The 26214-nt window shown below is 63.2% G+C and carries 24 protein-coding genes and 2 pseudogenes; 13 read left to right on the top strand and 13 right to left on the bottom strand.

The window, feature by feature from the left end:
* Positions 1-103: 103 nt before the first annotated feature.
* From IVB36_RS11300 to IVB36_RS11290, 3 genes are all read right to left on the bottom strand, one after another.
* Positions 104-607, bottom strand: coding sequence for a GFA family protein (locus IVB36_RS11300; protein ID WP_247391499.1), 504 nt, complete (start codon positions 605-607; stop codon positions 104-106).
* A gap of 217 nt (positions 608-824) precedes the next feature.
* Entirely contained in the window at positions 825-1952 is a 1128-nt protein-coding gene (locus IVB36_RS11295) for an alkene reductase (RefSeq protein ID WP_026232520.1), read from the bottom strand.
* Positions 1953-2071: 119 nt separating this feature from the next.
* On the bottom strand, positions 2072-3568 hold the full coding sequence (locus IVB36_RS11290) for an aldehyde dehydrogenase family protein (RefSeq protein WP_247391495.1): 1497 nt from the start codon (positions 3566-3568) through the stop codon (positions 2072-2074).
* 194 nt (positions 3569-3762) lie between these two features.
* Here IVB36_RS11290 and IVB36_RS11285 point away from each other — a divergent pair, with 194 nt between their 5' ends.
* Complete coding sequence (locus IVB36_RS11285; protein ID WP_018453373.1) at positions 3763-4608, top strand: SDR family NAD(P)-dependent oxidoreductase; 846 nt, start codon at positions 3763-3765, stop codon at positions 4606-4608.
* Between the two features lie 164 nt (positions 4609-4772).
* Here the strand turns inward: IVB36_RS11285 and IVB36_RS11280 are convergent, their stop codons facing one another.
* The 6 genes and pseudogenes from IVB36_RS11280 to IVB36_RS11255 form a co-directional block, all read right to left on the bottom strand.
* Positions 4773-4979: a hypothetical protein gene (locus tag IVB36_RS11280; RefSeq protein WP_007615092.1), complete on the bottom strand. Its 207-nt coding sequence runs from the start codon at positions 4977-4979 to the stop codon at positions 4773-4775.
* A 71-nt stretch (positions 4980-5050) separates the two neighbouring features.
* A complete protein-coding gene (locus IVB36_RS11275; RefSeq protein WP_018453372.1) occupies positions 5051-5464 on the bottom strand; it encodes a Rieske (2Fe-2S) protein in 414 nt (137 codons plus the stop codon).
* Between the two features lie 14 nt (positions 5465-5478).
* Positions 5479-6590 (bottom strand): annotated as a pseudogene (locus IVB36_RS11270) (amidohydrolase family protein).
* Between the two features lie 13 nt (positions 6591-6603).
* The gene (locus IVB36_RS11265; protein WP_018453370.1) at positions 6604-7668 is read right to left on the bottom strand and encodes an amidohydrolase family protein; all 1065 of its coding nucleotides are present in this window, start codon (positions 7666-7668) and stop codon (positions 6604-6606) included.
* A gap of 224 nt (positions 7669-7892) precedes the next feature.
* A complete protein-coding gene (locus IVB36_RS11260) occupies positions 7893-8168 on the bottom strand; it encodes a YiaA/YiaB family inner membrane protein (RefSeq protein WP_007615098.1) in 276 nt (91 codons plus the stop codon).
* A gap of 39 nt (positions 8169-8207) precedes the next feature.
* Entirely contained in the window at positions 8208-8903 is a 696-nt protein-coding gene (locus IVB36_RS11255; RefSeq protein WP_018453369.1) for a PspA/IM30 family protein, read from the bottom strand.
* Between the two features lie 103 nt (positions 8904-9006).
* Here IVB36_RS11255 and IVB36_RS11250 point away from each other — a divergent pair, with 103 nt between their 5' ends.
* The 3 genes and pseudogenes from IVB36_RS11250 to IVB36_RS11240 form a co-directional block, all read left to right on the top strand.
* On the top strand, positions 9007-9615 hold the full coding sequence (locus tag IVB36_RS11250) for a TetR/AcrR family transcriptional regulator (protein WP_026232519.1): 609 nt from the start codon (positions 9007-9009) through the stop codon (positions 9613-9615).
* A 112-nt stretch (positions 9616-9727) separates the two neighbouring features.
* Entirely contained in the window at positions 9728-11182 is a 1455-nt protein-coding gene (hydA, locus tag IVB36_RS11245; RefSeq protein WP_018453367.1) for a dihydropyrimidinase, read from the top strand.
* A gap of 10 nt (positions 11183-11192) precedes the next feature.
* Positions 11193-11867: pseudogene (locus IVB36_RS11240) on the top strand (HAMP domain-containing sensor histidine kinase); the annotation flags it as partial.
* On the opposite strand, the gene IVB36_RS11235 reads toward IVB36_RS11240, so the two are convergent.
* Positions 11824-11964: a hypothetical protein gene (locus IVB36_RS11235; RefSeq protein ID WP_007597071.1), complete on the bottom strand. Its 141-nt coding sequence runs from the start codon at positions 11962-11964 to the stop codon at positions 11824-11826. The pseudogene IVB36_RS11240 and the gene IVB36_RS11235 overlap by 44 nt on opposite strands.
* A 79-nt stretch (positions 11965-12043) precedes the next feature.
* On the opposite strand from IVB36_RS11235, the gene IVB36_RS11230 reads away from it, so the two are divergent.
* The 4 genes from IVB36_RS11230 to dctP all read left to right on the top strand — a co-directional run bounded on the left by IVB36_RS11230 (position 12044) and on the right by dctP (position 15654).
* On the top strand, positions 12044-12613 hold the full coding sequence (locus IVB36_RS11230; protein WP_018453365.1) for an alpha-ketoglutarate-dependent dioxygenase AlkB: 570 nt from the start codon (positions 12044-12046) through the stop codon (positions 12611-12613).
* A gap of 230 nt (positions 12614-12843) precedes the next feature.
* Positions 12844-13338, top strand: a complete 495-nt coding sequence (locus IVB36_RS11225; protein ID WP_018453364.1) for a hypothetical protein — start codon at positions 12844-12846, stop codon at positions 13336-13338.
* Positions 13339-13472: 134 nt separating this feature from the next.
* Positions 13473-14402, top strand: coding sequence for a carboxylesterase family protein (locus IVB36_RS11220; protein WP_018453363.1), 930 nt, complete (start codon positions 13473-13475; stop codon positions 14400-14402).
* Between the two features lie 274 nt (positions 14403-14676).
* Complete coding sequence (dctP, locus tag IVB36_RS11215) at positions 14677-15654, top strand: TRAP transporter substrate-binding protein DctP (RefSeq protein WP_247299323.1); 978 nt, start codon at positions 14677-14679, stop codon at positions 15652-15654.
* An 11-nt stretch (positions 15655-15665) separates the two neighbouring features.
* On the opposite strand, the gene IVB36_RS11210 is transcribed toward dctP, so the two are convergent.
* The gene (locus tag IVB36_RS11210) at positions 15666-15926 is read right to left on the bottom strand and encodes a hypothetical protein (RefSeq protein WP_240543323.1); all 261 of its coding nucleotides are present in this window, start codon (positions 15924-15926) and stop codon (positions 15666-15668) included.
* Positions 15927-16025: 99 nt separating this feature from the next.
* Positions 16026-16187 (bottom strand): hypothetical protein, encoded by a 162-nt coding sequence (locus IVB36_RS40400; RefSeq protein ID WP_240543322.1) that lies wholly within the window; start codon positions 16185-16187, stop codon positions 16026-16028.
* Here IVB36_RS40400 and IVB36_RS11200 point away from each other — a divergent pair.
* From IVB36_RS11200 to IVB36_RS11185, 4 genes are all read left to right on the top strand, one after another.
* Entirely contained in the window at positions 16155-17651 is a 1497-nt protein-coding gene (locus IVB36_RS11200; RefSeq protein WP_256469929.1) for an EAL domain-containing protein, read from the top strand. The two genes, IVB36_RS40400 and IVB36_RS11200, sit on opposite strands and share 33 nt — an antisense overlap.
* Before the next feature lie 157 nt (positions 17652-17808).
* Positions 17809-19191 (top strand): HlyD family secretion protein, encoded by a 1383-nt coding sequence (locus tag IVB36_RS11195; RefSeq protein WP_143273909.1) that lies wholly within the window; start codon positions 17809-17811, stop codon positions 19189-19191.
* On the top strand, positions 19188-21131 hold the full coding sequence (locus IVB36_RS11190; RefSeq protein WP_247299319.1) for a glycosyltransferase: 1944 nt from the start codon (positions 19188-19190) through the stop codon (positions 21129-21131). Before IVB36_RS11195 ends, IVB36_RS11190 begins: the two co-directional genes overlap by 4 nt.
* A gap of 777 nt (positions 21132-21908) precedes the next feature.
* Complete coding sequence (locus tag IVB36_RS11185; RefSeq protein ID WP_018453357.1) at positions 21909-23132, top strand: ABC transporter substrate-binding protein; 1224 nt, start codon at positions 21909-21911, stop codon at positions 23130-23132.
* A 234-nt stretch (positions 23133-23366) separates the two neighbouring features.
* On the opposite strand, the gene IVB36_RS11180 is transcribed toward IVB36_RS11185, so the two are convergent.
* Positions 23367-24929, bottom strand: a complete 1563-nt coding sequence (locus IVB36_RS11180) for an adenylate/guanylate cyclase domain-containing protein (RefSeq protein WP_247391493.1) — start codon at positions 24927-24929, stop codon at positions 23367-23369.
* A 178-nt stretch (positions 24930-25107) separates the two neighbouring features.
* On the opposite strand from IVB36_RS11180, the gene IVB36_RS11175 reads away from it, so the two are divergent.
* Positions 25108-26199 carry an enolase C-terminal domain-like protein gene (locus IVB36_RS11175; RefSeq protein WP_026232518.1) on the top strand — a complete coding sequence of 364 codons (1092 nt, stop codon included), beginning with the start codon at positions 25108-25110 and terminating at the stop codon, positions 26197-26199.
* The last annotated feature ends 15 nt before the right edge of the window (positions 26200-26214 follow it).

The following is a 26214-nucleotide window of genomic DNA, read 5'->3' as shown; positions in this document are numbered from 1 at the left end:
TTCCTCCAGAGGCGGACGTTGCCGCAAGGCAAAAAGCATGATGGCCGAAATCGCGGGAGGCGCGCAAGGAAGCGCGGTCATGGCTGCGTTGCGTGGGACAGCGCTACATCTCCTCGCGCCCCAACTCGAACGGATCCTCGCCGCTCGCCCGCTTCTTTTTTTTCGAGCGCTGCCAGACCACACCGGGAAAGCCTTTCAGCGGCACCAGCGGCTCGCCGGTATAGGTCCATTCCTGCAGCTCTTCGATCGCGATGTGATAGAGCGGCTGGCGGCCGGTGCGTTCCCTAAACAGCGCACGGGGGATGTTGACCATATGCGGCCCGCGCGGGCGCTCATATGCGATCGGCGTGCCGCAATGCGCGCAGAAGCTGCGCGCGGTCTTCGTTGCCTTGTCCTCGTAGCGCGTCAGCGCCGTCTTACCTGCGGTGATGCGAAACCGCTTCTTCCAGCTTCCGACATAGGTTGCATCGGCGGCGCCGTGGGCGCGACGGCTGGCGGCGGAGTGATCGTGCCAGGCCCAGCGTGCGGGAACGTCGATCTCGAAGGTAACCCTGCCGCAGAGGCACTGGCCGGTGGCTATACCTGCGGCGGCTGCGGCTTTGGCCATTGTCTCTCCTCTCGTCATTGCGAGCGCAGCGAAGCAATTCAGAGTCTTGCCGCCGAGGCAGTCTGGATTGCTTCGCTGCGCTCGCAATGACGGAGTTCGTGGTGTCAGTCGGGGCAACACAATAACTCTGTAGCCCGGATGAGCGAAGCGACATCCGGGAAGACCAGAGCTTGAGTGAACCCCGGATATCGCTTTGCTCATCCGGGCTACAGCAGTGTCAGACCGGCGTCAGTTCGTCGTACGCGGGATAATCCGTATAACCCTTCTCCTCGCCACCGTAAAACGTCGCACGGTTATACGGCGTGAGAGGGTAATCGTGCTGCAGGCGGAGCGGCAGATCGGGGTTGGAGATGAAGATGCGGCCGAAGGCGATGATGTCAGCATGCCCCTCCGCAATGGCGGCGTTCGCGGTCTCGCCGGTAAATCCGCCGGCGGTCATCAGCACGCCGCTGTAGAGCGGGCGGAACAGCAGCATCGCCGACGGCACGTTCTGCCAGTTGACTTCGGCGCGCCCCGAGCCGCTGGAGCGCGGTTCGATGAAATGCAGATAGGCAAGACCGAGCTTGTCGAGCGCGTTGACCACGTGCGTGTAGAGCGGCATCGGATCGGGCTCGCCGGAATCATTGGCGATGCCGTGGGGCGACAGCCGCACGCCGACGCGGCCCGCGCCCCAGACGTCGATCGCGGCCTCGGTCACTTCGAGCAGAAGCCGCGCGCGGTTCTCGATCGAACCGCCATATTGATCGGTGCGCTGGTTGCTGCGTGATTGCAGGAATTGCTCGAGCAGATAGCCGTTGGCGCCGTGGATCTCGACCCCGTCGAAGCCGGCGGCCAGCGCGTTCTTCGCACCCTGCCTGAAGGCCTCGACGATGCCCTTGACTTCATCCGTGTCCAGCGCGCGCGGCGTCTCATAGTTGGAGATCTTGCCGTCGGCAGTCATCGCCTTCATGCCTTCGGCCTTGATCGGGATCGCGGAGGCCGAGACCGGCAGCTCCCCGCCGTGGAAGGAGGAATGCGAGACGCGGCCGACGTGCCAGAGCTGGAGAAAGATGATGCCGCCCTTGGCGTGCACGGCGTCGACCACCTTGCGCCAGCCCGCGATCTGCGTCTCCGAATAGATGCCGGGCGTCGCTGGATTACCGCGGCCGTGCGAGAGCACGGGCGAGGCCTCGGCGATGAGCAGGCCGCCTTGGGTGGCGCGCTGGCCGTAATATTCGGCGTTGAGCGGCCGCGGCGAAAAGCTCTCGCGCTCGGCCCTCATGCGCGTCAACGGCGCCATCGCGACGCGATGCGCGAGCGTGTACGGACCGACCTGCAACGGTTGAAACAACGCCTCGAATTTCATGCTGGCCTCTAATGGCGAAGGAAGGATGCGCATCATATAGCGAGGGGCGGCTACCGAGAGAAGGCGCCGCCCCTGCAAAAGCAGATATTCCCTCCCGCGGAACGCGGGAAAGACCAGTGTTACGCCGTCTTGATCCACACCGCCTTCACGTTGAGATATTCCTCGACGTGCTGCTTGCCGGATTCGCGGCCGTAGCCGCTCATCTTGTAGCCGCCGAAGGGCACGGCCGGGTCCATCGCCTGGTAGCAGTTCACCCACACCGAACCGGCACGGAGCCTCTTCGCGACCGCATGCGCCTTGCTGACGTCCCGCGTCCACAGGCCCGAGCCGAGACCGAACGTGGTGGCGTTGGCGCGCTTGACCAGCTCGTCCATGTCCTTGAACGCGATCGCCGAAATGACGGGACCAAAGATCTCCTCCTGCGCGATGCGCATATTGTCCTGGACGCCCGCGAACACTGTCGGCGAGACGAAGAAGCCTTTTGCAAGCGCGCCTTCGGTGACGCGGCCACCGCCGGCAAGCGCCCGCGCGCCTTCCTTTTGGCCGATGTCGAGATAGCTGGTGACGCGCTCGAGCTGTTGCTCGGACACCAGCGGTCCGATCTGGGTGTTGGGATCGAGGCCGTTGCCGACCTGCAGTTTCTTGCCGAACTCGGCCACGCGGCCGACGAACTCCTCATAGATCGACTGCTCGACGAAAAGCCGGGTGCCGGCGCTGCAGATCTGTCCCGAATTGGCGAACACCGCCATCGCAGCGCCCGGCACGGCCGCATCGAGATCGGCATCCGCGAACACGATGTCCGGCGACTTGCCGCCGAGCTCGAGCGAGACGCGCTTGAGGTTGCCGGCCGAGGCGCGGATGATCGACTGGCCCGTGACATGCGAGCCGGTGAAGGCAACCTTGTCGACGTCGTGGTGTGCGGCAAGCGCCGCGCCCGCAGTCTCGCCATAGCCAGGCACGACGTTGATGACGCCGGGCGGAACGCCCGCTTCCATCGCCAGCTCGGCGATGCGCAGCGAGGTCAGCGGCGCTTCTTCGGCCGGTTTGAGCACGACGGTGCAGCCGGTCGCGATCGCCGGACCGATCTTCCAGATCGTCGCAGTCAGCGGACCATTCCAGGGAATGATGGCGCCGACGACGCCGATCGGCTCCTTCAGCGTGTAGGAGAAGATTTCGCCGGGCAGCGAGTTCTCGATGGTCTCGCCATGGATCGCGGTGGTCTGGCCGGCATAATAGCGCAGCATGCCGACGGCGCGCAGGCGATAGGCACGGGTACGGCTGAGCGGCGCGCCCATGTCGAGCGTGTCGAGCTGCGACAATTCGTCGAAATTCTTCTCGACGAGGTCGGCAAGCTTCAGGAGCAGATTCTGCCGCTCGAACGGCTTGACCTTGCTCCAGGGCCCTTCGAAGGCGCGGCGAGCGGCAGCAACTGCGCGATCGATATCTTCCTTGTCGCCCTCGGCCACTGTTGCGAGCAGTTCGCCGGTCGCGGGGTTGTGGGTCTCGAAGCGCTTGCCTGAGGCAGCATCGACCCACTTCCCGTCGATCAGCATCTGCTTGTAGGATCCGTTGGCGAATGGATGGCGCGCGATCGGAATAGCCTGCGACACAGCCATGGCTGAACTCCCTGTCAATGATTGATTGGTTCGATCTGGGTGGGATCGTTGATCGATAGAATACTGCGATGCCGGACAGGCGTAAAGTAGAGGCGTAGAGTCGGCGCGGAACGAACACCTCCCATGCCGACTTGTGCGGGGTCGCGCGAGTGCCATGTTATAGCACGACCGAGCCCCTCCCCGGAGACCGATCCATGCCACATCCCGCGATCATCAAAGACAATGTTGCCGTGATCACCGGTGGCGCGTCCGGCATCGGATTCGCCGCCGCCGCAGCCTTCGCGCGAAACGGCGTGAAGGTGTGTATCGCCGATGTGGATCAGGCGCGGCTGGCGGACGCCGCGACAAGACTCTCATCCCTCACGTCCGCCGCACATGTGATGACCTTCGCGATTGACGTCAGCAAGGCCGAGAGCGTGATGGAACTGGAGCGCGCCGTCCACGAGCGCTTCGGCGGCACCGACATCCTCATGAACAATGCGGGCATCCAGCCCGGCAGCACGCTGTTCGGCGAACCCAACAACTGGCAGCGCATCATCGGCGTCAACATGTGGGGCATCATCAACGGCTCGCGCACCTTCGCGCCCAACATGATCGCGCGCGGCAGCGCGGGGCTCATCATCAACACCGGGTCGAAGCAGGGCATCACCACCCCGCCCGGCGATCCCGCCTACAACGTCTCCAAGGCAGGCGTGAAAGCTTTTACGGAAGCGCTCCAGCACGAGCTGCGCAACACTGCGGGTTGCCGCATCACCGCGCATCTGCTGATTCCCGGCTTCGTCTTTACGGGCCTTACCGCGAAGGGCCGCACAGAGAAGCCGGCCGGCGCCTGGACGGCCGAGCAGACCGTGAATTTCATGTTGGCGCGGCTGGAGGCCGGGGATTTCTACATTCTGTGCCCGGACAACGATGTCCCGCGCGCGCTCGATGAAAAGCGCATGCTGTGGGCCGCCGGCGACATCGTGGAGAACCGCCCGCCGCTGTCACGCTGGCACCCGGACCATGCGGATGCATTCGCGAAGTTCGTGAAGGGGGATTAGGCGTTTTTCCTTCTCCCCTTGTGGGAGAAGGTGGCGCGAAGCGCCGGATGAGGGGTTGCATCCGCAAATTCAGGAGCAGTGTCTCTCGCAGAGAGAAACCCCTCGCCCGTCTCGCCGCTATGCGGCGAGCCACCCTCTCCCACAGGGGGAGAGGGCGAAGAAACCTACAGCGTCTCTTGCTGATGCCCGCAATTCTTGCAGGCGAACTTGATGCGGGTCTGGCCCTTTGGCGCCTGCACACGGTTCGGGGCGCCGCATTTACCACAGACGGCCTCGATGCGAGTATCGCCCTGCTTGACGACGACGGTTTTCTTTTCCATCGATTCGCGGATCAGGCGCTCGGCCTCCTCACGCAGTGATTGTTTCGACAAAGCTCGTCTCCGCCATAAATGCGGGCGAGGCTTATCCCACCTGCGGCGAAATCACAATCCGAAACGGCTGCTCAGACCTCGACAATCACGTAGCTGTCCTCGACATGCACCGGAAAGGTCTCGGCAACATACGGGCCTTTCTGGAGTTCCTCGCCTCGCTCCACCGCGACCGGATATGACTTAATCTTGACGCGCTTCGGGTCGAACCAGGATTGGCCGTTGCGCATGTCGAACTCCCAGCCATGCCAGGGACAGCGCAGCATCTCGCCGACGCGCGAGCGCTGATAGATGCCGGGCTCGGGCGAGGTCAGTCGCGCGACACAGGCCGCTTTCTCCAGCGGCGCGCCTTCGTGCGGGCAGCGGTTCAGCAAAGCGAAGAACTCGCCATTGACGTGGAACACGACAATGTCGCGGCCGGCGACATCGACGACCTTGTTGCCACCGGGTGGGATCTCCGAGGTGGACGCGACGATGTGACGGGCCATCCGTGCAGACCTTCTCAGAACTTGTAGACCGCGCGGGCATTGGTGCTGAAGATCTTCCTTCGCTCGGCCTCCGTCAGTGGCGTCTTGAACGCAAAGCGCGGATCGTCGAAATCCCAGTGCGGATAGTCCGACGAGAACAGGAGACGGTCGATGCCGACCCATTCGATCAACGAGCGCAGGTGCCGGGCTTCGTCAGGTTCGTCGATCGGTTGCGTCGTGAACCAGAAATGCTCGCGGACATATTCCGACGGCTTGCCTTGAGATGCGGCACCTCGCTGCGAAACCGCTCAAAATGCTGGTCCATTCGCCACACCGCGGACGGGATCCAGCCGAAGCCGCCCTCGATAAAGACAAACTTCAATTTCGGAAAACGCTCCGGCACACCCTCGATCACGAGGCTGGCAAGCTGCGCCGCAATGGTGTGCGCGTTGGACTGGTGCTCCTCGACATAATAGGACGGCCAGCCGCCACCGGTCGGCGCATGCCCGCCATAGCCGCCGACATGGATGCCGAGCGGCAGGTCCAGTTCTTGGGCACGCTCGTAGATCGGCCAGTAGCGGCGGCGGCCCAACGGCTCGTTGGCGCGCGGCGAGACGTTGATCTGGACGTATTCGCCGATTTTCGCGCAGCGTTCGATCTCGGCAATGGCGAGATCGACGCCGTCCTGCCCGACCAGGATCGAAGCCTTCAGGCGCGGGTCGCGATGCGACCAGAACGCCAGTTGCCAGTCGTTGATGGCACGCTGGATCGCGGCGCCGAATTCGAGGTTCTGCTGCGAGAAGATGAAGAGATCGAGCACCTGCAAAATCCCGAACTCGACATCGAGCGGATCGAGATGCTGCTTCTGCATGAAGGCGAGATCCGAACCGGGCGGCCCGCCGGTCGGCGGCCAGGCATCGCGCCGCGCGATCAGCGGCGAAGAGCGCGGATAGGGCGTGGTGAACAGATAGGGCGTGCGCAAATGGCTGCCATATTCCTTCAGATGCTGCTGCCAGCGCTTTGGCAGAAACTCGTTGAGATCGTCGAACGAATGCAGGCTCGGATGAACGTCGCAATCGACGATGCGCAGCCGCGAAGCGGCAGGCTTTTCGTCTTCTCGTAGTGGGCGGTCGATGACGTCACTCATGCGAAACTCCGGTCTAGTTGGCGAGCGACAGCCGCGGAAACGTCTCCAGCGGGTTGTCGACGCACATCTTCGAGATGATGCTGTTCGGCAGGTCCGGCGGGATCGGATCGTCGCCGTCGAACTGCCAGTGCGGATAGTCGGACGCGAACAGGAACATCTTGTCCGAGCCGATCTGGTCGATGATCTCCTCGACGCTTTTGGCGTCGCCCGGCGCGTCGAACGGCTGCATTGTGACACGAAAACTGTCGCGGATGATCGCTGCCGGCTCGCGCTCGACCCAGGGCACCTCGACGCGCACGCCGCGCCAGGTCTTGTTGGCGCGCCACATGAAAGCCGGGAGCCAGCTCACGCCGGATTCCATCAGCACGACCTTGAGGTCCGGAAACTTGCCGAACACGCCCTCATAGATCAGGCTCAGGATCTGCGCCTGAAATGCCTGCGCCTCGACGAAGTAATATTCGTAGCGGTGCGACGGCCATCCGGCCGAGCTCGGCGCCTGCCGATATTGCGTGCCGGCGTGGATCGCGAGCGGCAGCTTGTACTTTTCCGCGAGCCGATAGACCGGCCAGAAATGCCGGCGTCCCAGCAGCGTCTCGCCCTGCGCCAGCACGAGGATCGACACGAAGCGGTGATCGCCGGCGCGGCGCTCGATCTCCTCGACCGCCAGATCCGGATCCTGCATCGGCACCACGATCGAGGCACGCAAGCGCGCATCGCGCGACAGCCACTCAGTCGCGATCCAGTCGTTGATCGCCCTGCAGAAGTCGGCCGCCATGTAGGGATCGAACACGGCCTGAGCGCCGTAGAGCACGTTGAGAATCGCGTGGCTGGCACCCAACTGCTCGAATGCGCCCTTCTGTACCATCGCAAGATCGGAACCAGGCTTTGCGCCGTTCGCCGGACGCCAGTCGGCGCGGCCCGCCAGCGGCATGCTGGGCGGATAGGAGGTGAGATCGAGCCCGTCGATGGCGCGGCTCACGACCTGCTCTTTCCAGTGATCGCTGAGATACGGCAGCAGCGTCGTGCGCGTGCCACCAACCGCCGGGTGGATGTCGCAGTCGATCCGCGTCACCGCCATGAAGTTCCTCGCCGAGATCTTGTAAGCACATCTTTTTGGCGGCATTCTTTGTGTGCCGCTCGTGCAGAGTGCTCCGGCCGCTGCCGGTGCGCAAGAGCGCACGCCCGCGCGATCCGTCATGGCTCGGTTGCATTTCGCTGGCGCGATAAGGTTTGACGGAATGCATCCGGCGCGAAGCAGCGGAACAAATTGCTCCGCTGCTTCCTTGCGTATTGTCATGCCTCTCAGGCCGCCTTGGAGACTTCCATCAGCAGACGTTCCGCCTTGGCATCCTCGATGCGGTTCACCATCCGGCTACTTTCATGGTTGTCCCGGACCGTCTTGGTCAGGGTGATGCAAGTCTGGATCAACATGACGATGCCCATGGTGAGATAACCCTTCATCCAGAGGTCGATCGGCAGGAAGAAGATGCCGATGGCGATGAGGAAGGCGGAGGCTGCGAAGGACACGTAAGTGAAAGTCACCCAGGCGCCGCTGTGGGGCTGGCCATTCTGGTTCATGATGGTCTCCTGTTGGTTCGAATGATGATGGGTTTGGGATCAGACCGTCGGCGTGCGCTTGGACTTCAACCGTGCCAGCACGTCGTCCGCGGTCGTCTTGAGCCTGGGGCCAAAACCCTGCTCGGCGAGTTTTTCGGCGGTGGCGAGCGGACCGGTGGCCGCATCGAGCTCGACCAGCGCGTCGTCGGCGGCCTGGGCTTCCATCTGCCGCTCACGAAGACGCCTCAAAGTGCTCTCCGCCTCCGGCAGCGTGGATTCGTAGGGGCGTGCCGCCTCGATGCCGCTGCGGCGAAGCGAGCGCACCGCTTCCGAGGCACGGGCGACGCGGCGGCCGCGGTCGAGCTCGGTGATGCGGGCCTGCGCGCTTGCGACGTGCCGCTTCAGCCGCGCGATTTCGGTTGCGAACAGTGCGCGGGCCGTCAGCGCCGCATCGCGATCGGCCTCCAGGCCCGCGATGGCTTCGGCAGCATCGTTGGCGAGATCCTCGCGGTCCCCGTCGAGCGCCGCGACCGCGCGCATCTCGAGATCAGCGATGCGGGCGACGGTCGCCTCGAGCTTGCGAGCTTCCTGCTGGTCCTGCGCAATCGCCAGCGCAAGGGTCCGTTTGCCGCGCTCGACGGCCGCGGCCGCGTCGCGCATCTGTTGATCGAGGATCAGAAGGGCCGTCCGGTCTTCCAGCTCCTCGCTGGCGGCGGCCACGCTGCCGCGGAAAAGTGTCACTACGGTCTTGAACATCTGAAGCTCCCTGTTATGAGCGTTGCTCACGGATGGTTTGTAGCAAGAAACTTGAACATCGTTCAAGGAATATTTGAGCGACGCTCAAGAATTTGGTTTGCAGATGACTAAGCCATTGGAACGCCGAGAGAAACTTCGATCCGATTTGATCCTGGCGGCGGAACGAATGATCGCCGACAGGGGATTGGCGGGTTTAAAGACCCGCGATCTCGCCCGCGAGATCGGCTGCGCCAACGGCGCGGTCTACAATCTCGTCGCCGATGTCGATGAACTGATCCTGCGCGTGGGCTCGCGCACTTTGCTTCGGCTCGACCGGGCCCTGAGCGCGGCGGAAAGCGCGCGCGAGCCGTCGCCGCAGGAGACCCTGGTCCGCATTGCTCTCGCCTATTGCGATTTCGCCGCGGAGAATCTCGAACTGTGGCGCGCTCTGTTCGAGCACCGCATGGCAGCCGACAAGCCCCTCCCCGACTGGTCCATCGACGACCAGCTGCAGCTGTTTCGCCACGTCTACCAGCCGCTGGCCGCGCTATTTCCAAAACGCAGTCGGGAGGAGCTCGGCATCACCGCGCGCAGCCTGTTCTCGGCGGTGCATGGCATGGTGGCGCTGGGACTGGAGCAGAAACTGGTCGCGGTGCCGCTGCCGGCGCTCCGGAAGGAAATCGCGGGCCTGGTGCGCGCGATGATTGACGGGCTGATCGCGCGGGCGGCGTAGGGGCCGAGAGAGCACGGCTCAACTGTCGGCGTGCCTGACTAAAATTTCACCTGTCGCGTCGTGTGCCGCGCGCTTAGCTTCGCGAGGTCCACTTTCCTCTCCGGAGCATCCAATGCCCCTCCTCATCCGCGGCGGCACCGTCGTCAATCATGATCATTCGCGCCGCGCGGACGTGCTGATCGACGGCGAGACCATCGTCGCGGTCGGGCAATCGCTCGATGCGCCGACGGGGTGCGAGGTCATCGATGCCGGCGGCGCCTACGTCATCCCGGGCGGCATCGATCCGCACACTCATCTCGAAATGCCGTTCATGGGCACTGTCACCGCCGACGATTTCGAATCGGGGACCAAGGCGGCGCTGGCCGGCGGCACCACCATGGTGGTGGATTTCTGCCTGCCCGATCCAGGCCAGCCGATGCTCGCGGCCTATCAGGAGTGGCGACACAAATCCGAGAAGGCGGCCTCCGACTACGGCTTCCACATGGCGGTAACGTCGTGGTCGAAGCAGATCCATGACGAGATGGAGACCGTGGTCAAAACCTACGGCATCAACACCTTCAAGCACTTCATGGCCTACAAGGGCGCGCTCATGGTGAACGACGACGAGCTCTACAACTCGTTCGCCCGCTGCGCCCATCTCGGCGCCATGCCTGTCGTGCATGCGGAGAACGGCGACGTCGTCGCCCTGATGCAGGAGGCGCTGATCGCGGGCGGCGTCACCGGGCCCGAGGGACACGCTTATTCACGGCCGCCGGAGGTCGAGGGCGAAGCCACCAACCGCGCCATCATGATCGCCGACATGACGGGGACGCCGGTCTATATCGTGCACACGAGCTGCCGCGAAGCGCATGAGGCGATCGCGCGCGCACGTGCGGCGGGCAAGCGCGTCTATGGCGAGCCGTTGATCCAGCACTTGTTGCTGGACGCCGGTGAATATCAGAACAAGGACTGGGATCATGCCGCGCAGCGCGTGATGTCGCCGCCGTTCCGCGACAGGTCGCATCAGGATAGTCTTTGGGCCGGTCTGCAAGCCGGCTCGCTGCAGGTGGTCGCGACCGACCACTGCGCCTTCACCACCGAGCAGAAGCGGTTCGGGTTCGGCGATTTCAGAAAGATCCCGAACGGCACCGGCGGCCTCGAAGATCGCCTCGCCCTGCTGTGGACCGCGGGCGTCGCCACGGGACGGTTGACGAAGGAAGAATTCGTCGCAGTCACCTCGGCGAATATCGCCCGCATCCTCAACATCTATCCGCGCAAGGGCGCGGTCGCCGTCGGCTCGGATGCAGATATCGTGGTTTGGGATCCCAAGGCGAGCAAGACCATCAGCGCGAAGCGGCAGATGAGCCGGATCGATTACAACGTGTTCGAGGGGTTTTCCTGCACCGGCGGACCGGCGGCGACGCTGTCGCGCGGCCGAATCGTCTGGAAAGACGGCGATCTGCGCGCCGAGGCCGGCGACGGCCGTTATGTCGAGCGCCCGGCGTTCTCGCCCGTGCATGTCGCCAATTCGACGTGGAAGGAGCTGACCGCCCCACGCGCCGTGCCCCGCGGAGCGGTGACGCCGTAGAATTGATGGCCGCGGCCTCGGCGTCCACGTGTTTTCGGCAATGCCTGTCATCGTCAACAACCACGTCGCGGGGGTGATCTACACGACGCGGACGCTTCAGGGCAAAGCGGGCAGCCTGACGCCGGCCGAGCAGGAGACGTTCATCGCCAACATCCTGTCCGACACAAAGCGGCTGGAAGCGATGGCGCAGCGGCTGCGCGAACTCGCGCGTGCCGAAAGCCTGCCGCAAAACGAGCGCACGGAATTGGCGCCGGTGATTGCCGACCTCAGGAGCCGATTTCCGGCGAGCTCGATAGAGGCCAGCGGCAGCCTCGACCTGATGATCGGCATGTCGGCCGAGAAGGCGCTCATCGTGCTGTCGCATCTCGCCGATAATGCGATGCGACACAAGGCTGGGACAATCAGGCTGAAAGCGATCGACGAGCGTACGACCCTGCGTGTGACGGTAAGCAATGACGGCGAGCCGATCTCGACGCCGAACCGTGACAGGATCTTCGACGCGTTCTTCACCACGCGCCGCGACCAGGGCGGCACCGGGATGGGGCTGGCGATCGCGCGCGCGGTGATGGCGAGCCATGGCGGCTCGATCAGGCTCACGCCGACCGATCAGGGCGCGGCGTTCGAGCTGCAGTTTCCAATGGCTAGATCGCGAACACCCAGGCGGCGACGATGGTGCCGATGGTGACCAGACCGGCGATGGTCCAGCCGGCTGCGTATTCCAGCTCAGGATGACCGGTCGCCCGCATGATCTCTGCCGGATCGGCGGTATGCTTCTCTGCCATGACAGCCTCGCATGTTACTTTCCGCGTCATATGTAAGTCGCATCAGCCACCATTAGGTTCCATCACGGAAATGCGAGGAATGACGCAGCTTGGCTTGTTCGACGATCCGCACGCAGGGCCCGCCGGCCTTCGCTATGCCGATGACTTCGTCGAGACCGCCGTCGAGCAGGCGCTCATCGGCCGCATCGCAGCATTGCCGCTCCAGCGCTTCCAGTTCGGCGCCTTCGAGGGCAACCGCCGGGTGGCGTCCTTCGGCTATCGCTATGACTATTCGCTGCAGCGGCTGGCCGAGGCCGAGCCGATCCCGGACTGGGTCCTGCCCGTCGCGCGGCAGGTCGAGGCATGGGCTGGGCTTGCCGGCGGCAGCGTGCGGCAGGTGCTCTGCACCGAATACGAGGCCGGCGTCGGCATCGGCTGGCATCGCGACAAGCCGCATTTCGACAAAATCCTCGGCATGTCGCTGGGCTCGTCCTGCAAATTCCGTTTCCGCCGCCGTAGCGGCGACAAATGGGAGCGCCACACGCTCGAAGCCCGGCCGCGCTCGCTTTACATGATGGACGGCGAGGCGCGGTCGCAATGGGAGCACAGCATCCCGCCGGTCGAGGCGCGCCGCTATTCCATCACCTTCCGGACGATGAAGCAGGCCTGACAGGTCGGCCAAACAAAAAAACGCGAAAACAACCCCATGCACAGTAGAACGGCCGTCTCGGCGCGGGGCTCGGCCCCGCGGCGTAACCGTTTGACACCTCGGAGCAAAACAGCCGTAGCGCGCGAAGGCGCGAGGCGAGGCGAACTTGCCTTCCAATTCGGATTTACATGCTAATCTGGTTCCGCGCGCTTCTCGGAGGGAAGCCGCGATTGCAGGTCCAGGGAGGGAAGATGAAAGCCGGTCGATTGATCTTCGCCTGCACCCTCGTCCTCGCAGCCGCCTCCGGCGTCGCGGGAGCCTCCGACGCGACGCCCGCAAAAGTCTCGGGCGCGACGGCGCTGGCGCTCGCGGGGGTGATCGCGCCGCTGTCGTCGGTCCTGTCTGGCGCCGAGAAGAAGGCAATGGCGATGCTGTTCGCCGCCAACAGCGACATTCCCTACAAGAAGCCGATCATGGTGACCGCCGATCGAATCGTCTGTCGCGCCGGCAATGTCGACATCACCGTCCGGAACTGCGAGGTCACCTTCGGCAAGAAGACCCGGACGGTGAATGGCTCCACGGCCAACGAGATCTTCGCCACCGAAGCTCTGGCCGGCATTCCGGCCGACGGCGCCGCAGGATCGAATTTCGAGAGCCTGACCAAGCTGAGCTGCACGATCGACCCCAATGCCATCCGCCGGAAGGACGGCAGCGGGGCGGATTGCACGTTCCAGCCGGGGAATTGAACCACGCGTGGAGGACGAGCCGAGAGAACCATGGGTGCCGCGAAATCGCCTCATGACCAACTAACTAATAAGGCGAATTGAAAAGACGGGCCAAACGCGCGAGCCCATATCGGGCACGCAGGGCCACCACCGACATGAAGAATTTTCTCGCATTTTTTCTGATTCTGGGCCTGACGGCAGCCTCCGCGCACGGCCCCTTGCCGCCGCGGCCGGCTGCGCCGTCCGATCTTGTCCAGGTCGGCCTCACAGATAGCGACACCACCGCAGGCGGCACCGCGCGGCTATGCGAGCAGGTCACCTTCTCGCGCGGCCTGCGCTACGGCGAGAGCGAAGCCAATGTGCTCGATGTCGCCACCGCCACGACCAAGGCGGATACGCCGCGGCCGGTGCTGCTGTTCGTGACCGGCGACACCTTCACTGGCGACCGCGCCGCGCCGGAGCTGTCGCGCCAGATCCAGGACCAGGCCATGTGCTTTGCCGCGCGCAACGACATGATCGGCGTGCGCGTCAACTACCGGCTGGCGCCCTCGGCGACGTGGCCGGCGGGTGCGAGCGACGTGGCGGCGGCGCTGTCCTGGGTCTACGGCAATATCGACCTATTCAACGGCGATGCCCGCGAGATCGTCGCAGTCGGCTACGGCGCCGGCGCCTTCCACGTCGCCACCCTGCTGGCCCATCCCGAACTCCAGACCGACCGCGCCGATGTCGCGGCGGTCGTGCTGGTGTCCGGGATCTACCGCGCCGGCAAGGACGCCAGCGACAGCGAGAAGGCCTATCTCGGCAGGGACGCCAGCCAGTACAACAAGCGCTCGGTCTTCCCCGGCATCCTCAATGTGGACGTCCCGATCGTGCTGGCCTGGGCCGCGGATGATTCCGCCGGCATCACGGCGCAGGGCGAAACCCTGAAGAAGACGCTCTGCGGCGCCGGCCATTGTCCGCGTAGCGCGCTGCTGCGCAGCCGCGACGGCATCGCGAGCGCCTTCGGCCTCGACGGCTCCGGCGACAGCCTCGCCGAGCCGACACTGCTGCTGGTGCATCAGCTCGAGGCGCGCGGTCTGCCGTAGCGGCGTGTTGCCGGCAGCGCGCTGATAACGTCCACCTTTAGCTGGGTTGCCCTCTCGCGGCCGCGCGCTCTCAGACAATTGTCTCGCCGGCGTTAGCACGCTTCAAACTACGATTCGCGATCTGGTCGCCGCCCGGATCGCCGCGTGCTATCTAGGAGAGTTCTCTGAAGCATTTCTATCTATGGGGGTTCGTTAGGGACCGAGCAAATCGGCGTTTCGACGCGCCGCCGCCACGATCGGAAAACCGATGCTTAGTTTGCTTGCACGATGCGCGGTGATCTCTTTTGCGTTGATTTCGGCCTCCGCCGCCGAACCGGTCAAGCTCAAATTGGCCTTCCCCAGTTCCGACCGCTCGACGAGTTATCTCGCTGCGGTCAAGCCATTCGTCGACGCGGTCAACGCCGAGGCAAGAGGCCAGATCGAAATCGAGACCTATTTCAGCGGCGTGCTTGGAAAGGATCCGGCTGAGCAACCCCAGCTCGTGCTCGATGGTACGGCCGACATCGCCTACGTCGTGACGGGACTGACTCGCAACCGGTTCGCAGACAATGCAATCATCGAGATGCCCGGCCTGTTTACGAACATGCGGGAGTCCGTTGCGGTGTTCAACCGGCTTATGGCCGCCGGCGCGCTGCAAGGATACGACGACTACGTGGTGATCGGCGCCTATGTCACCGAGCCCGAGACGATCCACAGCAACATTCCGATCACGTCGCTGAATGATCTGAAGGACAAGAGAATTCGCGTCAACAATCCGGGCGAAGCCGCAGCGCTCGAAAAGCTCGGAGCGCGGCCCGTATTTCTGCCGGTCACCAAGATCTCCGAAGCCATTGGCAGCGGCAGCATCGATGGCGCCCTGGTACCACCATCTCCATTGGTCGATTACGGCATCAAACGCGTTGCGACCTATCATTACCTTCTTGGCATCAGCGGCGCACCGCTGATGGTTTTGATGAACCGGAAAATATTCAACCGGCTGCCGAAACCTGCACAGGCGACCATCCTCAAATACAGCGGTGCGTGGTCTGCCGGACGTTTCATGGATACCTACGAAGCCGTTGAAAACAGCATTATGGGGGAGCTGAAGTCCGATCCCAAACGCCAGGTGACCATACCCACGCCGTCGGACCTCGATGCGGCCAATGCCGTGTTCGCGGCCGTTGCCGACGATTGGGCTTCGAAAAGTGAGCGCAATGCCGAACTGCTAAAAACGGTTCGGGCCGAGCTCACGAAAATGCGATCGACCCGGTAGCACTGATGCCGTCACTCGCCAGTATCTGGCCTCAGCGAAACATCGTCACCATCGTCGCCGCGCTTGCCATTCTGTTGCTGGGCGCCGGGACGACCCTGAAGATCACGACCGATCATCTTCTCCGTCAAGATGCGACGTCGACCGCTCGTAGCTGGGCGAGGTTCCTGGCGGCCAGTGTCACCGATCTCGAGCAGATCGCCGGCGGCGAGCAGCCTTCCGCCGCGAGCATGGCGTTCTTCCTGTCGGCGCGAAATTCCGGCGAGGTCTTTCACTACGAAATATTCAACCGTAATGGCTACTCCCAGTTCGTTTCGACCCGCGAAAAGATCGCGCTCGTCGACTTGTCTGAATATAGCCCCGATGCGGCGCGATCAGCGGTTGACGGTCTCCCGATCGTCGACGTCAGGGAGGGAAATTCGCCCGACCGACCGGCATTCTTCGCCCGCGCCTATGTCCCGGTCCAGACCGACGGTCGCCTCACCGCTGTCGTTGCGGCCTACGTGGATGAAACCGAGCAACGCAAGAATGTCCACAATACGTTCCTGACCGCGGCCGTGTTCCTTTGCCTGCTGTCAGGTCTCGCCTTCTCCATTCCCGCAATTGCCTGGTATCGGGAAACAAAGGTGAAGCACGCTGACCGGCGCATCCGGTTTCTCGCCCATCATGACGCGTTGACCGGGCTGACCAATCGCCCGCAGCTGATCGAAAAACTGGAGAGCGCCATCGCTCGCCTGCCGATGCGGGGCGGCAGCCTTGCCGTACACTTCATCGACATCGACCGTTTCAAGGAGGTCAACGATTCGCTTGGTCACGACAGTGGCGATTTTCTGCTCAAGTCCATCGCCAAGCGTCTTCGCGCCGCGGCCAGGATCGACGACGTGGTGGCGCGGCTCGGCGGCGACGAATTCGTGGTCGTGCAGAGCGGGATCGCCGGCAAAGCTCAGGCCGAGTCGTTTGCGAGCCATCTCGCCGCCGCGGTAAATGCGACCGTGAAATTCAAGCAGCACGAGATCCTCACCACCGCTAGCATCGGCGTGGCGCTGGCGACGGGGGAAGACACCACCGCCGAGCGGTTGCTCAAGAGTGCCGACCTCGCGCTCTACGCGGCCAAGGCAGCCGGCCGCAACTGCATCCGGTTTTTCCTGCCTGAAATGGACACTGAGCTACAAGCGCGCATCGAGCTCGAGAGGGCGATTCGCGACGCGGTACTGAATGATCGCTTCGAATTGCATTATCAGCCGCTCTTCGAAATATCCCAGCGCCGCCTTGCCGGCTTCGAAGCGCTGATCCGGATGCCCGCGGCGGACGGAACCCTCATTCCGCCATTGACCTTCATTCCGGTCGCCGAGGACTTGCGGCTTATCGACAAGATCGGGGCGTGGGTGTTGCGGGAGGCATGCCGCACGGCCGCGACCTGGCCGGCGCACCTGACCGTTGCAGTGAACCTGTCACCCGTGCAGTTCGTGGCGGGCAACATCGGTGACATCGTCGCCGCCGCACTAAAAGACGCCGGACTCGCGGCGCACCGACTCGAACTGGAGATCACCGAAAGCCTGCTGCTCGGCAACACCGAAACGATCATGGCTCAGCTCCGGACGCTCAAGACGATGGGCGTTGCCATCGTGATGGACGATTTCGGGGCTGGCTATTCGAGCCTCAGCTATCTGTGGCGCTTTCCGTTCGACAAGATCAAGATCGATCGAGCCTTCATGCAGAGCCTCGACGGCCCTCATTGTCAGGTCGGGACAGTAGTAAAAGCGATCATCGCGCTCGGACGGGAACTGCGCATGCGGGTGACGGTCGAAGGCGTCGAGACCGCCAACCAGGCAGCTTTCCTCGACGCGGCCAACGGTGATCAGGTCCAGGGCTTCTTCTTCGGCCGGCCGATCCCCGCCTCAGAGCTCGGCGCCAGCATTCTCGCGGAGTTTGAGAAAGCAATGCCGCGGGCTTCGCCCGCGACCAAGCTGCACCTCGTCAACACATCGGCTGAACGGTAGCACGGACCCGTGCCTCTATCGGCCCAATGCGACTCTTGGCGATCCGCTATCGCAGACAATTCTCATGTTTCAGTTAGCCTTTGCAACACCAACATCGCATTTGGATTCGGCCGGCCGTATCTCGCGCGGAGGTTGCGCGTTGACTCTCAGGTGTATGATGCAAAACAAAACGCGTTTCGATTCGACATTCGAAGGCGGCGGCGGTCCAGATATCGCAAAACCTCTCGCGGTGGACGGAAACCATGACGCGCACGGTTTGCAACGCGCGTTGGATGCGCGTCTCAGTCCCGGCAATGCCGATGCCCCCGCAACCGGCGGCGATGCCGCCGCGGATGTAGCGCAATCCAAGCCGAGCCGGACGCTTCTCCGATTTGTGAAGGCCGCGGCGGGCATCGCCATCGTCGCAGTATTCGGCTGGCTGCCGCTCAGAGCGCTTTTCCAGACGTCAAGCGTCGAAGCCGTCGTCAATTCGAGGCTCGTGACGTTGAGGTCGCCGATTGACGGGAAGATTTCAGCCGGGGCCAGTCTGTCAGGCGATTTAGGCACCGTCGGTGAGGGCACTTTCATCCTCCGTGTCGTCAATCCGCGCGGCGACCGCGTGCGGCTCGATGACCTGCGCAGTCAGATGTCTCGCCTCGAAAACGAAAGGCCGAGCCTCGTTTCGAAGATAGCTTCAGCCCAGGCGGGGCAGAAGGATCTGGCGCGTCAGGCGGCCCTGTTCACAGCGGGGCGCATTCGTCAGCTCGAGGCGCGCATCGCAGAAATCCAAACATCAATCGAAGCGGCCGCAGCGCGTCGTGAAGAGGCGGCAGCCGCGGTGGAACGAGCATCATCGCTCATCAAATCGGGCAGCGTTTCGTCTGTCGAGCTTGGGCGCCTGACGCGGGATCAAACCATTGCTCAGCAGACCGAAATCGGCGCGCGACGCCGTCTGGATGCAACCCAGGTCGAGCTCACCGCCGCGCGCGAGGGCACTTTCCTCGGCGACAGCTACAACGATCGTCCGAGCTCGGTGCAGCGTGAGGAGGAAATGCGGCAGCGGGCTGAAGGCCTCACCGCGGACGTAGCGCACGCCGATGCGCAAATCTCGTGGCTCGTCGGCGAGATAGAATCAGAGCGATCTCGTTACATCGGCCGCTCCGAGGCGGACATCAAGTTCCCCGTCGCCGGCCGAATATGGGAGGTCATGACGGCACCTGGAGAGGACGTCCGGGCCGGACAACCGCTCATTCGTCTACTCGATTGTTCCGGCGCCGTAGTGACGGCGAACGTCACTGAGAGCGTGTATAACGGGCTGCAACTGGGATCTCTCGCACATTTCCGGCCGAGCGCCGGCGGCCCCGAATTGACTGGCACCGTCGTCAATCTCACCGGCTCCGCAGGGGTCGCAGCGAACCTCGCCATTAATCCCGATGCGCTGAGCAAGGAACCGTATCGTGCGACGATTTCGGTCCCCGACCTCAACGATGGCTCCAACGATTGTCCAGTCGGGCGAACCGGACGCGTCATCTTCTCGCCAGACACTGCGAGAAAGCCATGATCGCCGCGCTGACACCCGGCCTTATTGCGCTCGGGTTCTGCGTTGCCGTCCTTCCCTGGTTGCGGCACGAGAACTCCACGGCGCGCTCGCTGATGATCTCAATCGCATTGCTGCTCATGATCCGCTATTTTGGATGGCGCATGACAGCCACGGTGCCGCCCGTCGGCTGGACCGCCGACTTCGCCGTGGGATCCGTGTTCCTCTTCGTCGAGGCTGTATCGCTTGCGGCGGGTGCACTGACACTGGTGTTTCTCAGCCGCTCGACCAATCGAACGCCGCAAGTCGAAGTCAACAGGCGGTGGCTTGCCGGACGGCAAGCTCCGCTGATCGACGTATTCATTTGCACCTACAACGAGGAAACGTCGATTCTGGAGCGCACAATCATCGGCGCCACGGGAATGAACTATCCCAACTACCGCGTCTGGGTTCTGGACGACGGACGGCGTGACTGGCTCGAAAAGCTTGCCGGCCAGCTCGGCTGCCGGTATCTGGCGCGCCCGGACAACAAGGACGCCAAGGCCGGCAACATCAATCACGCCCTGTGGCATGTGGCGGAGCTCGCCGATCCCCCAGATTTCATTTCGATTCTCGACGCCGATTTCGTGCCTATGCCCGAATTTCTCAGCCGCGCGACGTGCCTGTTCCGCGACCAGGGCGTAGGCGTGGTACAGACACCTCAGCATTTCATCAATGCGGATCCGATCCAAACCAATTTGGCCGCGACCAAGGTCTGGCCGGACGAGCAGCGCTTTTTCTTCGATATCCTGATGCCATCGAAGGACGCTTGGGGCGTGGCGTTTTGTTGCGGCACGTCGTCGGTCATCCGATTCTCGTCCCTCGTGAAGATCGGCGGCTTTCCGACCGATTCCGTGACGGAGGACTACTTGCTGACGCTGCGGCTGACGGAAATTGGATCACGCACGGTGTACCTGAACGAGCGTCTGACCTTGGGGCTGGCCCCGGAGGGACTCAAGGAGTACATCACTCAGCGCAGCCGATGGTGTCTTGGCTTCATGCAAATCTTTCGGGGGCGCAGTGGTCCCTTTTCCCGAAGATCGCAGCTGGACGTTGTCGACAGGCTTTCTCTCATCGAAGCATTCATGAGTTGGACCTCGACCTATGTTGTCAAGGTCTTCGGTCTCGTCGTTCCAAGCCTTTATCTTCTCTTCGGCATCAAAGCGGTCCAGGCCGATCTTTTCGAACTCCTCGGATATTTCCTGCCTTTTTATGTCTGGTATTCGCTCACCATGGCCTGGATTTCCCGCGGACGCTCCATGGCGGTGATGTCGGATGTCGCTCAATACATTGCACTGCCGGCGGTTCTCAAGGCCGTGGCGGCGGGACTGCTCCAGACGCAGGGACACACATTCAAGGTCACGGCGAAGGGCGGGGATCGCGACCAACGCTTCGTCGAATGGCCACTGCTCAGGATATACGGCACCGCATTGGCGATTACGCTCGCGGGTATCGTCTATGCCTTCGTGCTTCATGTGCAAGGTGACATGATCGCCTATGGCGGTCTGGCGCTCGCCTGGAGTTTGTACAACGCCATCATTCTGTTGATCGTCTGCCTGGTGTCCATCGAGCAGCCGCGGCGACGGAAGGCCGAGCGGTTCGAGCGAGATGAGCCTGTCCTTTTCAATATCGGTTCCCGGCAGTGCATCTACCGTTTGGCAGACATGTCGATCACGGGCGCTCGCTTCGTGAGCGACAATCCACCACCTGTCGGGACCGCGGTTCGCTGCACCCTCCAGGAGAGAAACGTCGCGGCCCTGGTCGTGCGACGCACGGGGAATGGCTTTGCAATCCGGTTTGATGAAACCCTCAACACCCGCATCGCTCTCATTCGCGCTTTCTATTCCGGTGACTACGTCAGCGCATTCAGCGGCATCCACGCCGCCCCGATCGGCAAAGCATTAATGATGCGGATTTTCGGGTGACTACCTCTGCTGATGAAGCGCAGCACCAAGCTCGCTGAACGTCACCGTCGTTGCCAAGCCGAGCGCTGCAACCGGTTCTTCTCGACCAATGCCTACGTCCAGGCCTTCGGCGCTCGATCGTTCCAGGTAGCGCGCGCCCTATGTAGGCGCCCGCAATTCGCCCTGAAACCAAGCCAAGGTATCAGACGATCTCATTGGGTCGACCAGCACGACCGCGATCTGGTCGACGAAATCGCAAGCGGGACATTCGAAGGTCCAAATCTCAGAACCGGCGGAGCTTGGCGTGATGCGCGCCAGCGTCGTTGTTATCCGGCATGTAGGACAAGGTGGTCGCTGAATGGCCATGAGGCTCGCCTGAATCCGGCGGGAGCGCGATACTCTCAGTCACCGATGGGCGCCGATGCGGGCGGTGATGGACCATCATGGAACCGAGAGCTCTGCCGCCACCGGTCAATATAGACCACCATCCAAATTACGGCCCGCTATCCCAAACATGATCTTTCACAGATCGATTCATTTTTCATCGGACGAGTGCGGAACAGCGAGCGCACCCGGGCTATATCGCCCGATTTCACGACCGCCGGGTCGAGATGGAGTTCAAAGTCCGCGGGCTGCCCTAGCGGCGCGCCCCAGTCGGCGCGTCAGCACGCCTGCCGTTTCGTCCGGCCCTCCAGCTGCGCACCGCGCCACAGCTTTGACAAACGCTTGACCTAGATCAAGCAGCCTTGGTGCGGATTGAGCCGACCTCGATGAGGGGCCAACGTCAAGGTATCGGGCATGCGCGTCTCCGGCAGGATGCTGTTCGTGTTGATGGTTGCCCTGGCATCGCTCGGGGCGATGTCGCAGGAGCGCGCCGATCAACCCACCGCCGACAACGAAATCCGTATCGGCAATGTCATGCCGTATTCGGGACCGCTGTCCGAATTCGGCGCCATCGGCCAGGCGGAAGCGGCCTATTTCGACATGGTCAACGCGCGCGGCGGCATCAACGGCCGCAAGATCCGCTTCATCACGCGCGATGACAATTCCGATCCGACGACCGCGCTGGAGCTGACGCGCAATCTGGTCGAGACGGACGACGTGCATTTGATGTTCGGATCGTTCGGCACGCCCGGTAATCTCGCCACGCGCTGGTATCTGAACGCGAAGAAGATCCCACAACTGTTCGTCGCCTCCGGCGACGAGGAGCTGAGCCAGGCCAAGGCGTTTCCCTGGACCATGGGCTGGCAGCCGTCGTTCCGGTCGGAGGGGCGCATCTACGCCAACTATCTCCAGGCCTATTATCCCAGGAAGAAGATCGTGGTGCTCTGGCAGAACGACCAGTTCGGGCGTGCGCTTCTCAAGGGCCTGGAGGAAGGTCTTGGCGATCTGAACCGTCTCGTCCTCGTCGACATCGCCTTCGACATTGCCGATGAGCATCTCGACGGACACGTCTCGATCCTCAAGCGCGCCGGCGCCGATATCTTCGTCTTTCTCGGTGTACCGTCGACGGCGTCCAAGGTGATCAAGCTGGCGGCGTCGCTCAAGTGGCGCCCGGTCTTCATCGTCAACGACGCCTCCGCCTCAATCGCCAATGCGATGGCGCCCGCAGGCCTGGAGAATTCCTCCGGCGTGATCTCGGCGGCCTTTCTGAAGGACCCGAGCGATCCCGCATGGAAGGACGATCCCGCCATGAAGGACTGGTTCACTTTCATGGACAAATACCATCACGACGAAAGCACCAACAGCAGCGCCGCGCTCTATGGCTACGCCGCGGCAGAGGCGCTGACGCAGGTGCTGAAGCAATGCGGCGACGACCTCTCGCGCGAGAACATCATGCGTCAGGCGGCTTCGCTGAGGAATTATCAGCCTTCGGTCGCCCTGCCCAACATCAGGATGAACACCTCGCCGAACAGCTACCTGCCGATCCGGCAGATGCGGCTGGTCCAGTTCGACGGCCGCTCCTGGCAACCCTTCGGCGACGTGATCGACACCGCCTTCACGGAAGGCGCGGCGCGGTGAGTTGACTCGGGCCCACCTATTGCTGGGCTACCCCTCTCCCCCGCCCTCTCCCACAAGGGGGGGGAGGGAGCCGAGCGGAGAACGGAGCAGCGTCGCACCATGATCGACTTTCCGCGAAGTTGGACAACGTCGCCACGTTAAAGATGTGTTTCCCTCCCTCCTTGTGGGGGAGGGCTAGGGAGGGGGTGCCACACGGCACACTCTCTCGATGGGAGACGGCAACGCGCGTGCTCCTCACGCCGGGTTCAGCGAGGCCAGCGCATTCTCCAGCAGCGAGCGCACCCGCGCCGCGTCGCCGGATTTGACCACGGCGGGGTCGAGATAGAGCTCCAGCCCCGGCGCTCGCTCGGTGATGATCCCGCTCCTTTCGGCGGCCGCGTCGTTCAGCGCGTCGACCGAATAGGGAATGATTTCGCGGCTGATGCCCTTCATCGTGATCGCGGGCAGCGCGTGGGCGCGGACGATGTCGCTGACCAGCGCGAAGGTCTCGTAGCTCAGCACGATGCCGCCGGGCTCGGCGATCGATTGCAGGCGCGCGGCGAGGTTCGCCTCCGCACCGATGATGGTGTAGTCCATGCGATCGCTGCTGCCGAAATTGCCGACATTGCAATAGCCGGAATTGACGCCCATGCGGGCCTTGAACGGCAGCTCGATGCCGGAGGCGCGCCATTTCGCATTGAGCTCGGTGAGCCGGTGCTGCATGCGCCAGGCCATCTGAAGGCAGGCCTGCGCGTCGGCGCGGTCGCCTTTGGTCTCGGGGTCGCCGAAGAAGATCAGCATGGCATCGCCGATGAACTTGTCGATGGTGCCGCCAAATTCGTGGGCGACCGCCGACATCTCGGTGAAATATTCGTTGAGGAGCTGGGTCAGCAACTCCGGCTGGAGCCGCTCCGCCGTCGCGGTGAAATTCTGGATGTCGGAGAAGAAGATGGTGAGCTTCTTGCGCTCGGTGTGGATGGTGACGTCCTTCTGGCCGGAGAAGATGCTCTTGTAGACCTGCGGCGGGATGTAGCGCGAGATCTTCATCGACAGCGAAGCCAGGAAGTCGTTGGCGGATTCGAGCTCCTTGTTCATGCCCTTGATACGGCTCGCCTGGCGGCGCTGCAGCGAGAGAAACGACAGGCCGCTGCCGGCGGCGATCAGGAAATAGGCCAGCAGGAACTTGAACGAGAAGATGTTGGCGGCGATCGGCTGGGCGATGATCACCTCCTGGATGCCTCTGACGTCACCAACCTTCCAGTCCTTCTTCGGGCTCTCGGGGTGGCTGTTGTGGCAGCTGACGCAGGCCGGGCCCATCGTCACCGGAGCAATCAGCCGGACCTTGTCGTTGAACAGCGAGGTCTCGGTGTCGACGATCTTCTGCTCGGGATCGTTGCGAAGCGATTCGAGCGCGTCCTTCTCGAACTTGTCGAGCTGGTGCGGGGCGCGGTTCTGGAACGGGAAGTCCGAGACGAAACGGTAGGTGATGTTTTCCTGCTGCGCCCCGATCACCCGCCCTAGCTCCAGCGACAATGTCGCCGGGATCGGGATCGCGCCGGGGATGGATTCGTAGTTGTGAATCACCCTGGTCGTACCGTTCGGATTGGCGATGATGCGCCCGACCACGTTGGTCGCGTAGTAGCTGCGCACGCTCGTGATCACCGAATTCAGGTCGATCGCCTGCCGGCGCAGCGCGGTCTTGCTGAGTTCGGTCAGGTCCAGCCACACCGCGAGCGGCAAGGCGAGCAGCAGGAAGGCGATCGCGGCACCGGTCAGGATGCCGCTCTTGCGCTGTTCTGCGGAGATCTCTTGCTTCACTCTTTGGCTCCGTGATTGCGTTCCTGTCTCGAACTCGGGGCGATTTGCGGAACAGAGCCAATAAACGCGCTCCCGCGCAACCCCATTTTATGGTGGTCGCGCCAAGCGGCTTTTCGTTTCATGGCGAATGTTTAAGATCGGCATTTATCTGCATTCACTCCGCCAGGAGATCCACCAAATGGCCGAGACCATCCGCATCAAGCGCTTCAATGCGCGCTCCGTCATCGTGCCGATGAACCTCCCGCTCCAGACCTCGACCGGGGCTGTCGCAAAGGCACCGCTGGTGCTGATCGACTGCGAGACCGACCAGGGCGTCCAGGGGCACGCCTATCTGTTCTCGATCACGCCATCGGCCTTGAAGCCGCTGACGGCGATGGTCGCGGAAATGTCGGAGCTGCTTGCGGGCGACGAGCTGCTACCGTTCGAGATCGAGCGCAAGCTGACCCAGCGCTTCACCCTGCTGGGGCTCGCCGGCCTGCAGCGGCTGGCACAATCCGGCATCGACATGGCGGCATGGGACGCACTGGCGCGCGCACGCGGCCTGCCGCTAGCGCGGCTGCTCGGCGGCGCGCCAAGACCGGTCAGGGCCTACAATTCGAAGGGGCTCGGCATCATGCCGGCGGGTGCCGCGGTGGAGGAAGCCCACAAGCTGCTGGCCGAGGGCTTTCAGGCCGCAAAGATCCGCGTCGGCCGTCCCGATGCACGGGAAGACCTGAAGGTGGTGCGCGCGGTGCGCAAGGCCGTCGGCGACGACGTGACCTTGATGTGCGACTATAACCAGGCGCTGACGGCCACCGAGGCGATCCGCCGTGGCGAGATGCTCGACGATGAGGGCCTGACCTGGATCGAGGAGCCGATCCGTCACGACGATTATGAGGGTAACGCCCGCATCGCGGATGCGCTGCGCACGCCGGTCCAGATCGGCGAGAATTTCGACAGCGCCTTCGCGATGCAGACCGCGCTCTCAGCCGAAGCCTGCGACTACGTGATGCCCGACGTGCAGCGCATCGGCGGCGTCACCGGCTGGCTGCGCGCCGCCGCGCTGGCGCATGCCGCCGGGATCGAGATGTCGACGCATCTGTTCTCGGAAGTCAGCGCGCATCTTTTGTGCGTGACGCCGACCGCGCATTGGCTCGAATATGTCGACTGGGCCGACGCAGTGCTTTCAACGCGGCTGATCATCAAGGACGGCTTTGCCCTGCCGAACGAGGAGCCCGGCAACGGGATCGCGTGGGACGAGGCTGCGGTGAAGAAGTATCTGGTCGAATAGACCGCGTGTCGTCGC

The sequence above is a fragment of the Bradyrhizobium sp. 35 genome (assembly GCF_023073215.1).
In the GTDB taxonomy this organism is placed as follows: domain Bacteria; phylum Pseudomonadota; class Alphaproteobacteria; order Rhizobiales; family Xanthobacteraceae; genus Bradyrhizobium; species Bradyrhizobium canariense_D.
This window is presented reverse-complemented; position numbering and strand designations above follow the sequence as displayed.

Excerpts from the sequence above, each read along its gene's own strand:
- IVB36_RS11300 (WP_247391499.1), bottom strand. The coding sequence starts at position 607 with ATGGCCAAAGCCGCAGCCGCCGCAGGTATAGCCACCGGCCAGTGCCTC.
- IVB36_RS11255 (WP_018453369.1), bottom strand. The coding sequence starts at position 8,903 with ATGTTCAAGACCGTAGTGACACTTTTCCGCGGCAGCGTGGCCGCCGCC.
- IVB36_RS11195 (WP_143273909.1), top strand. The coding sequence starts at position 17,809 with ATGCAAAACAAAACGCGTTTCGATTCGACATTCGAAGGCGGCGGCGGT.
- hydA (WP_018453367.1), top strand. The coding sequence starts at position 9,728 with ATGCCCCTCCTCATCCGCGGCGGCACCGTCGTCAATCATGATCATTCG.
- IVB36_RS11185 (WP_018453357.1), top strand. The coding sequence starts at position 21,909 with ATGCGCGTCTCCGGCAGGATGCTGTTCGTGTTGATGGTTGCCCTGGCA.
- IVB36_RS11275 (WP_018453372.1), bottom strand. The coding sequence starts at position 5,464 with ATGGCCCGTCACATCGTCGCGTCCACCTCGGAGATCCCACCCGGTGGC.
- IVB36_RS11220 (WP_018453363.1), top strand. The coding sequence starts at position 13,473 with ATGAAGAATTTTCTCGCATTTTTTCTGATTCTGGGCCTGACGGCAGCC.
- IVB36_RS11250 (WP_026232519.1), top strand. The coding sequence starts at position 9,007 with ATGACTAAGCCATTGGAACGCCGAGAGAAACTTCGATCCGATTTGATC.
- IVB36_RS11225 (WP_018453364.1), top strand. The coding sequence starts at position 12,844 with ATGAAAGCCGGTCGATTGATCTTCGCCTGCACCCTCGTCCTCGCAGCC.
- IVB36_RS11235 (WP_007597071.1), bottom strand. The coding sequence starts at position 11,964 with ATGGCAGAGAAGCATACCGCCGATCCGGCAGAGATCATGCGGGCGACC.
- IVB36_RS11230 (WP_018453365.1), top strand. The coding sequence starts at position 12,044 with ATGACGCAGCTTGGCTTGTTCGACGATCCGCACGCAGGGCCCGCCGGC.
- IVB36_RS11285 (WP_018453373.1), top strand. The coding sequence starts at position 3,763 with ATGCCACATCCCGCGATCATCAAAGACAATGTTGCCGTGATCACCGGT.
- IVB36_RS11295 (WP_026232520.1), bottom strand. The coding sequence starts at position 1,952 with ATGAAATTCGAGGCGTTGTTTCAACCGTTGCAGGTCGGTCCGTACACG.
- IVB36_RS11265 (WP_018453370.1), bottom strand. The coding sequence starts at position 7,668 with ATGGCGGTGACGCGGATCGACTGCGACATCCACCCGGCGGTTGGTGGC.
- IVB36_RS11190 (WP_247299319.1), top strand. The coding sequence starts at position 19,188 with ATGATCGCCGCGCTGACACCCGGCCTTATTGCGCTCGGGTTCTGCGTT.
- IVB36_RS11260 (WP_007615098.1), bottom strand. The coding sequence starts at position 8,168 with ATGAACCAGAATGGCCAGCCCCACAGCGGCGCCTGGGTGACTTTCACT.
- IVB36_RS11175 (WP_026232518.1), top strand. The coding sequence starts at position 25,108 with ATGGCCGAGACCATCCGCATCAAGCGCTTCAATGCGCGCTCCGTCATC.
- IVB36_RS11290 (WP_247391495.1), bottom strand. The coding sequence starts at position 3,568 with ATGGCTGTGTCGCAGGCTATTCCGATCGCGCGCCATCCATTCGCCAAC.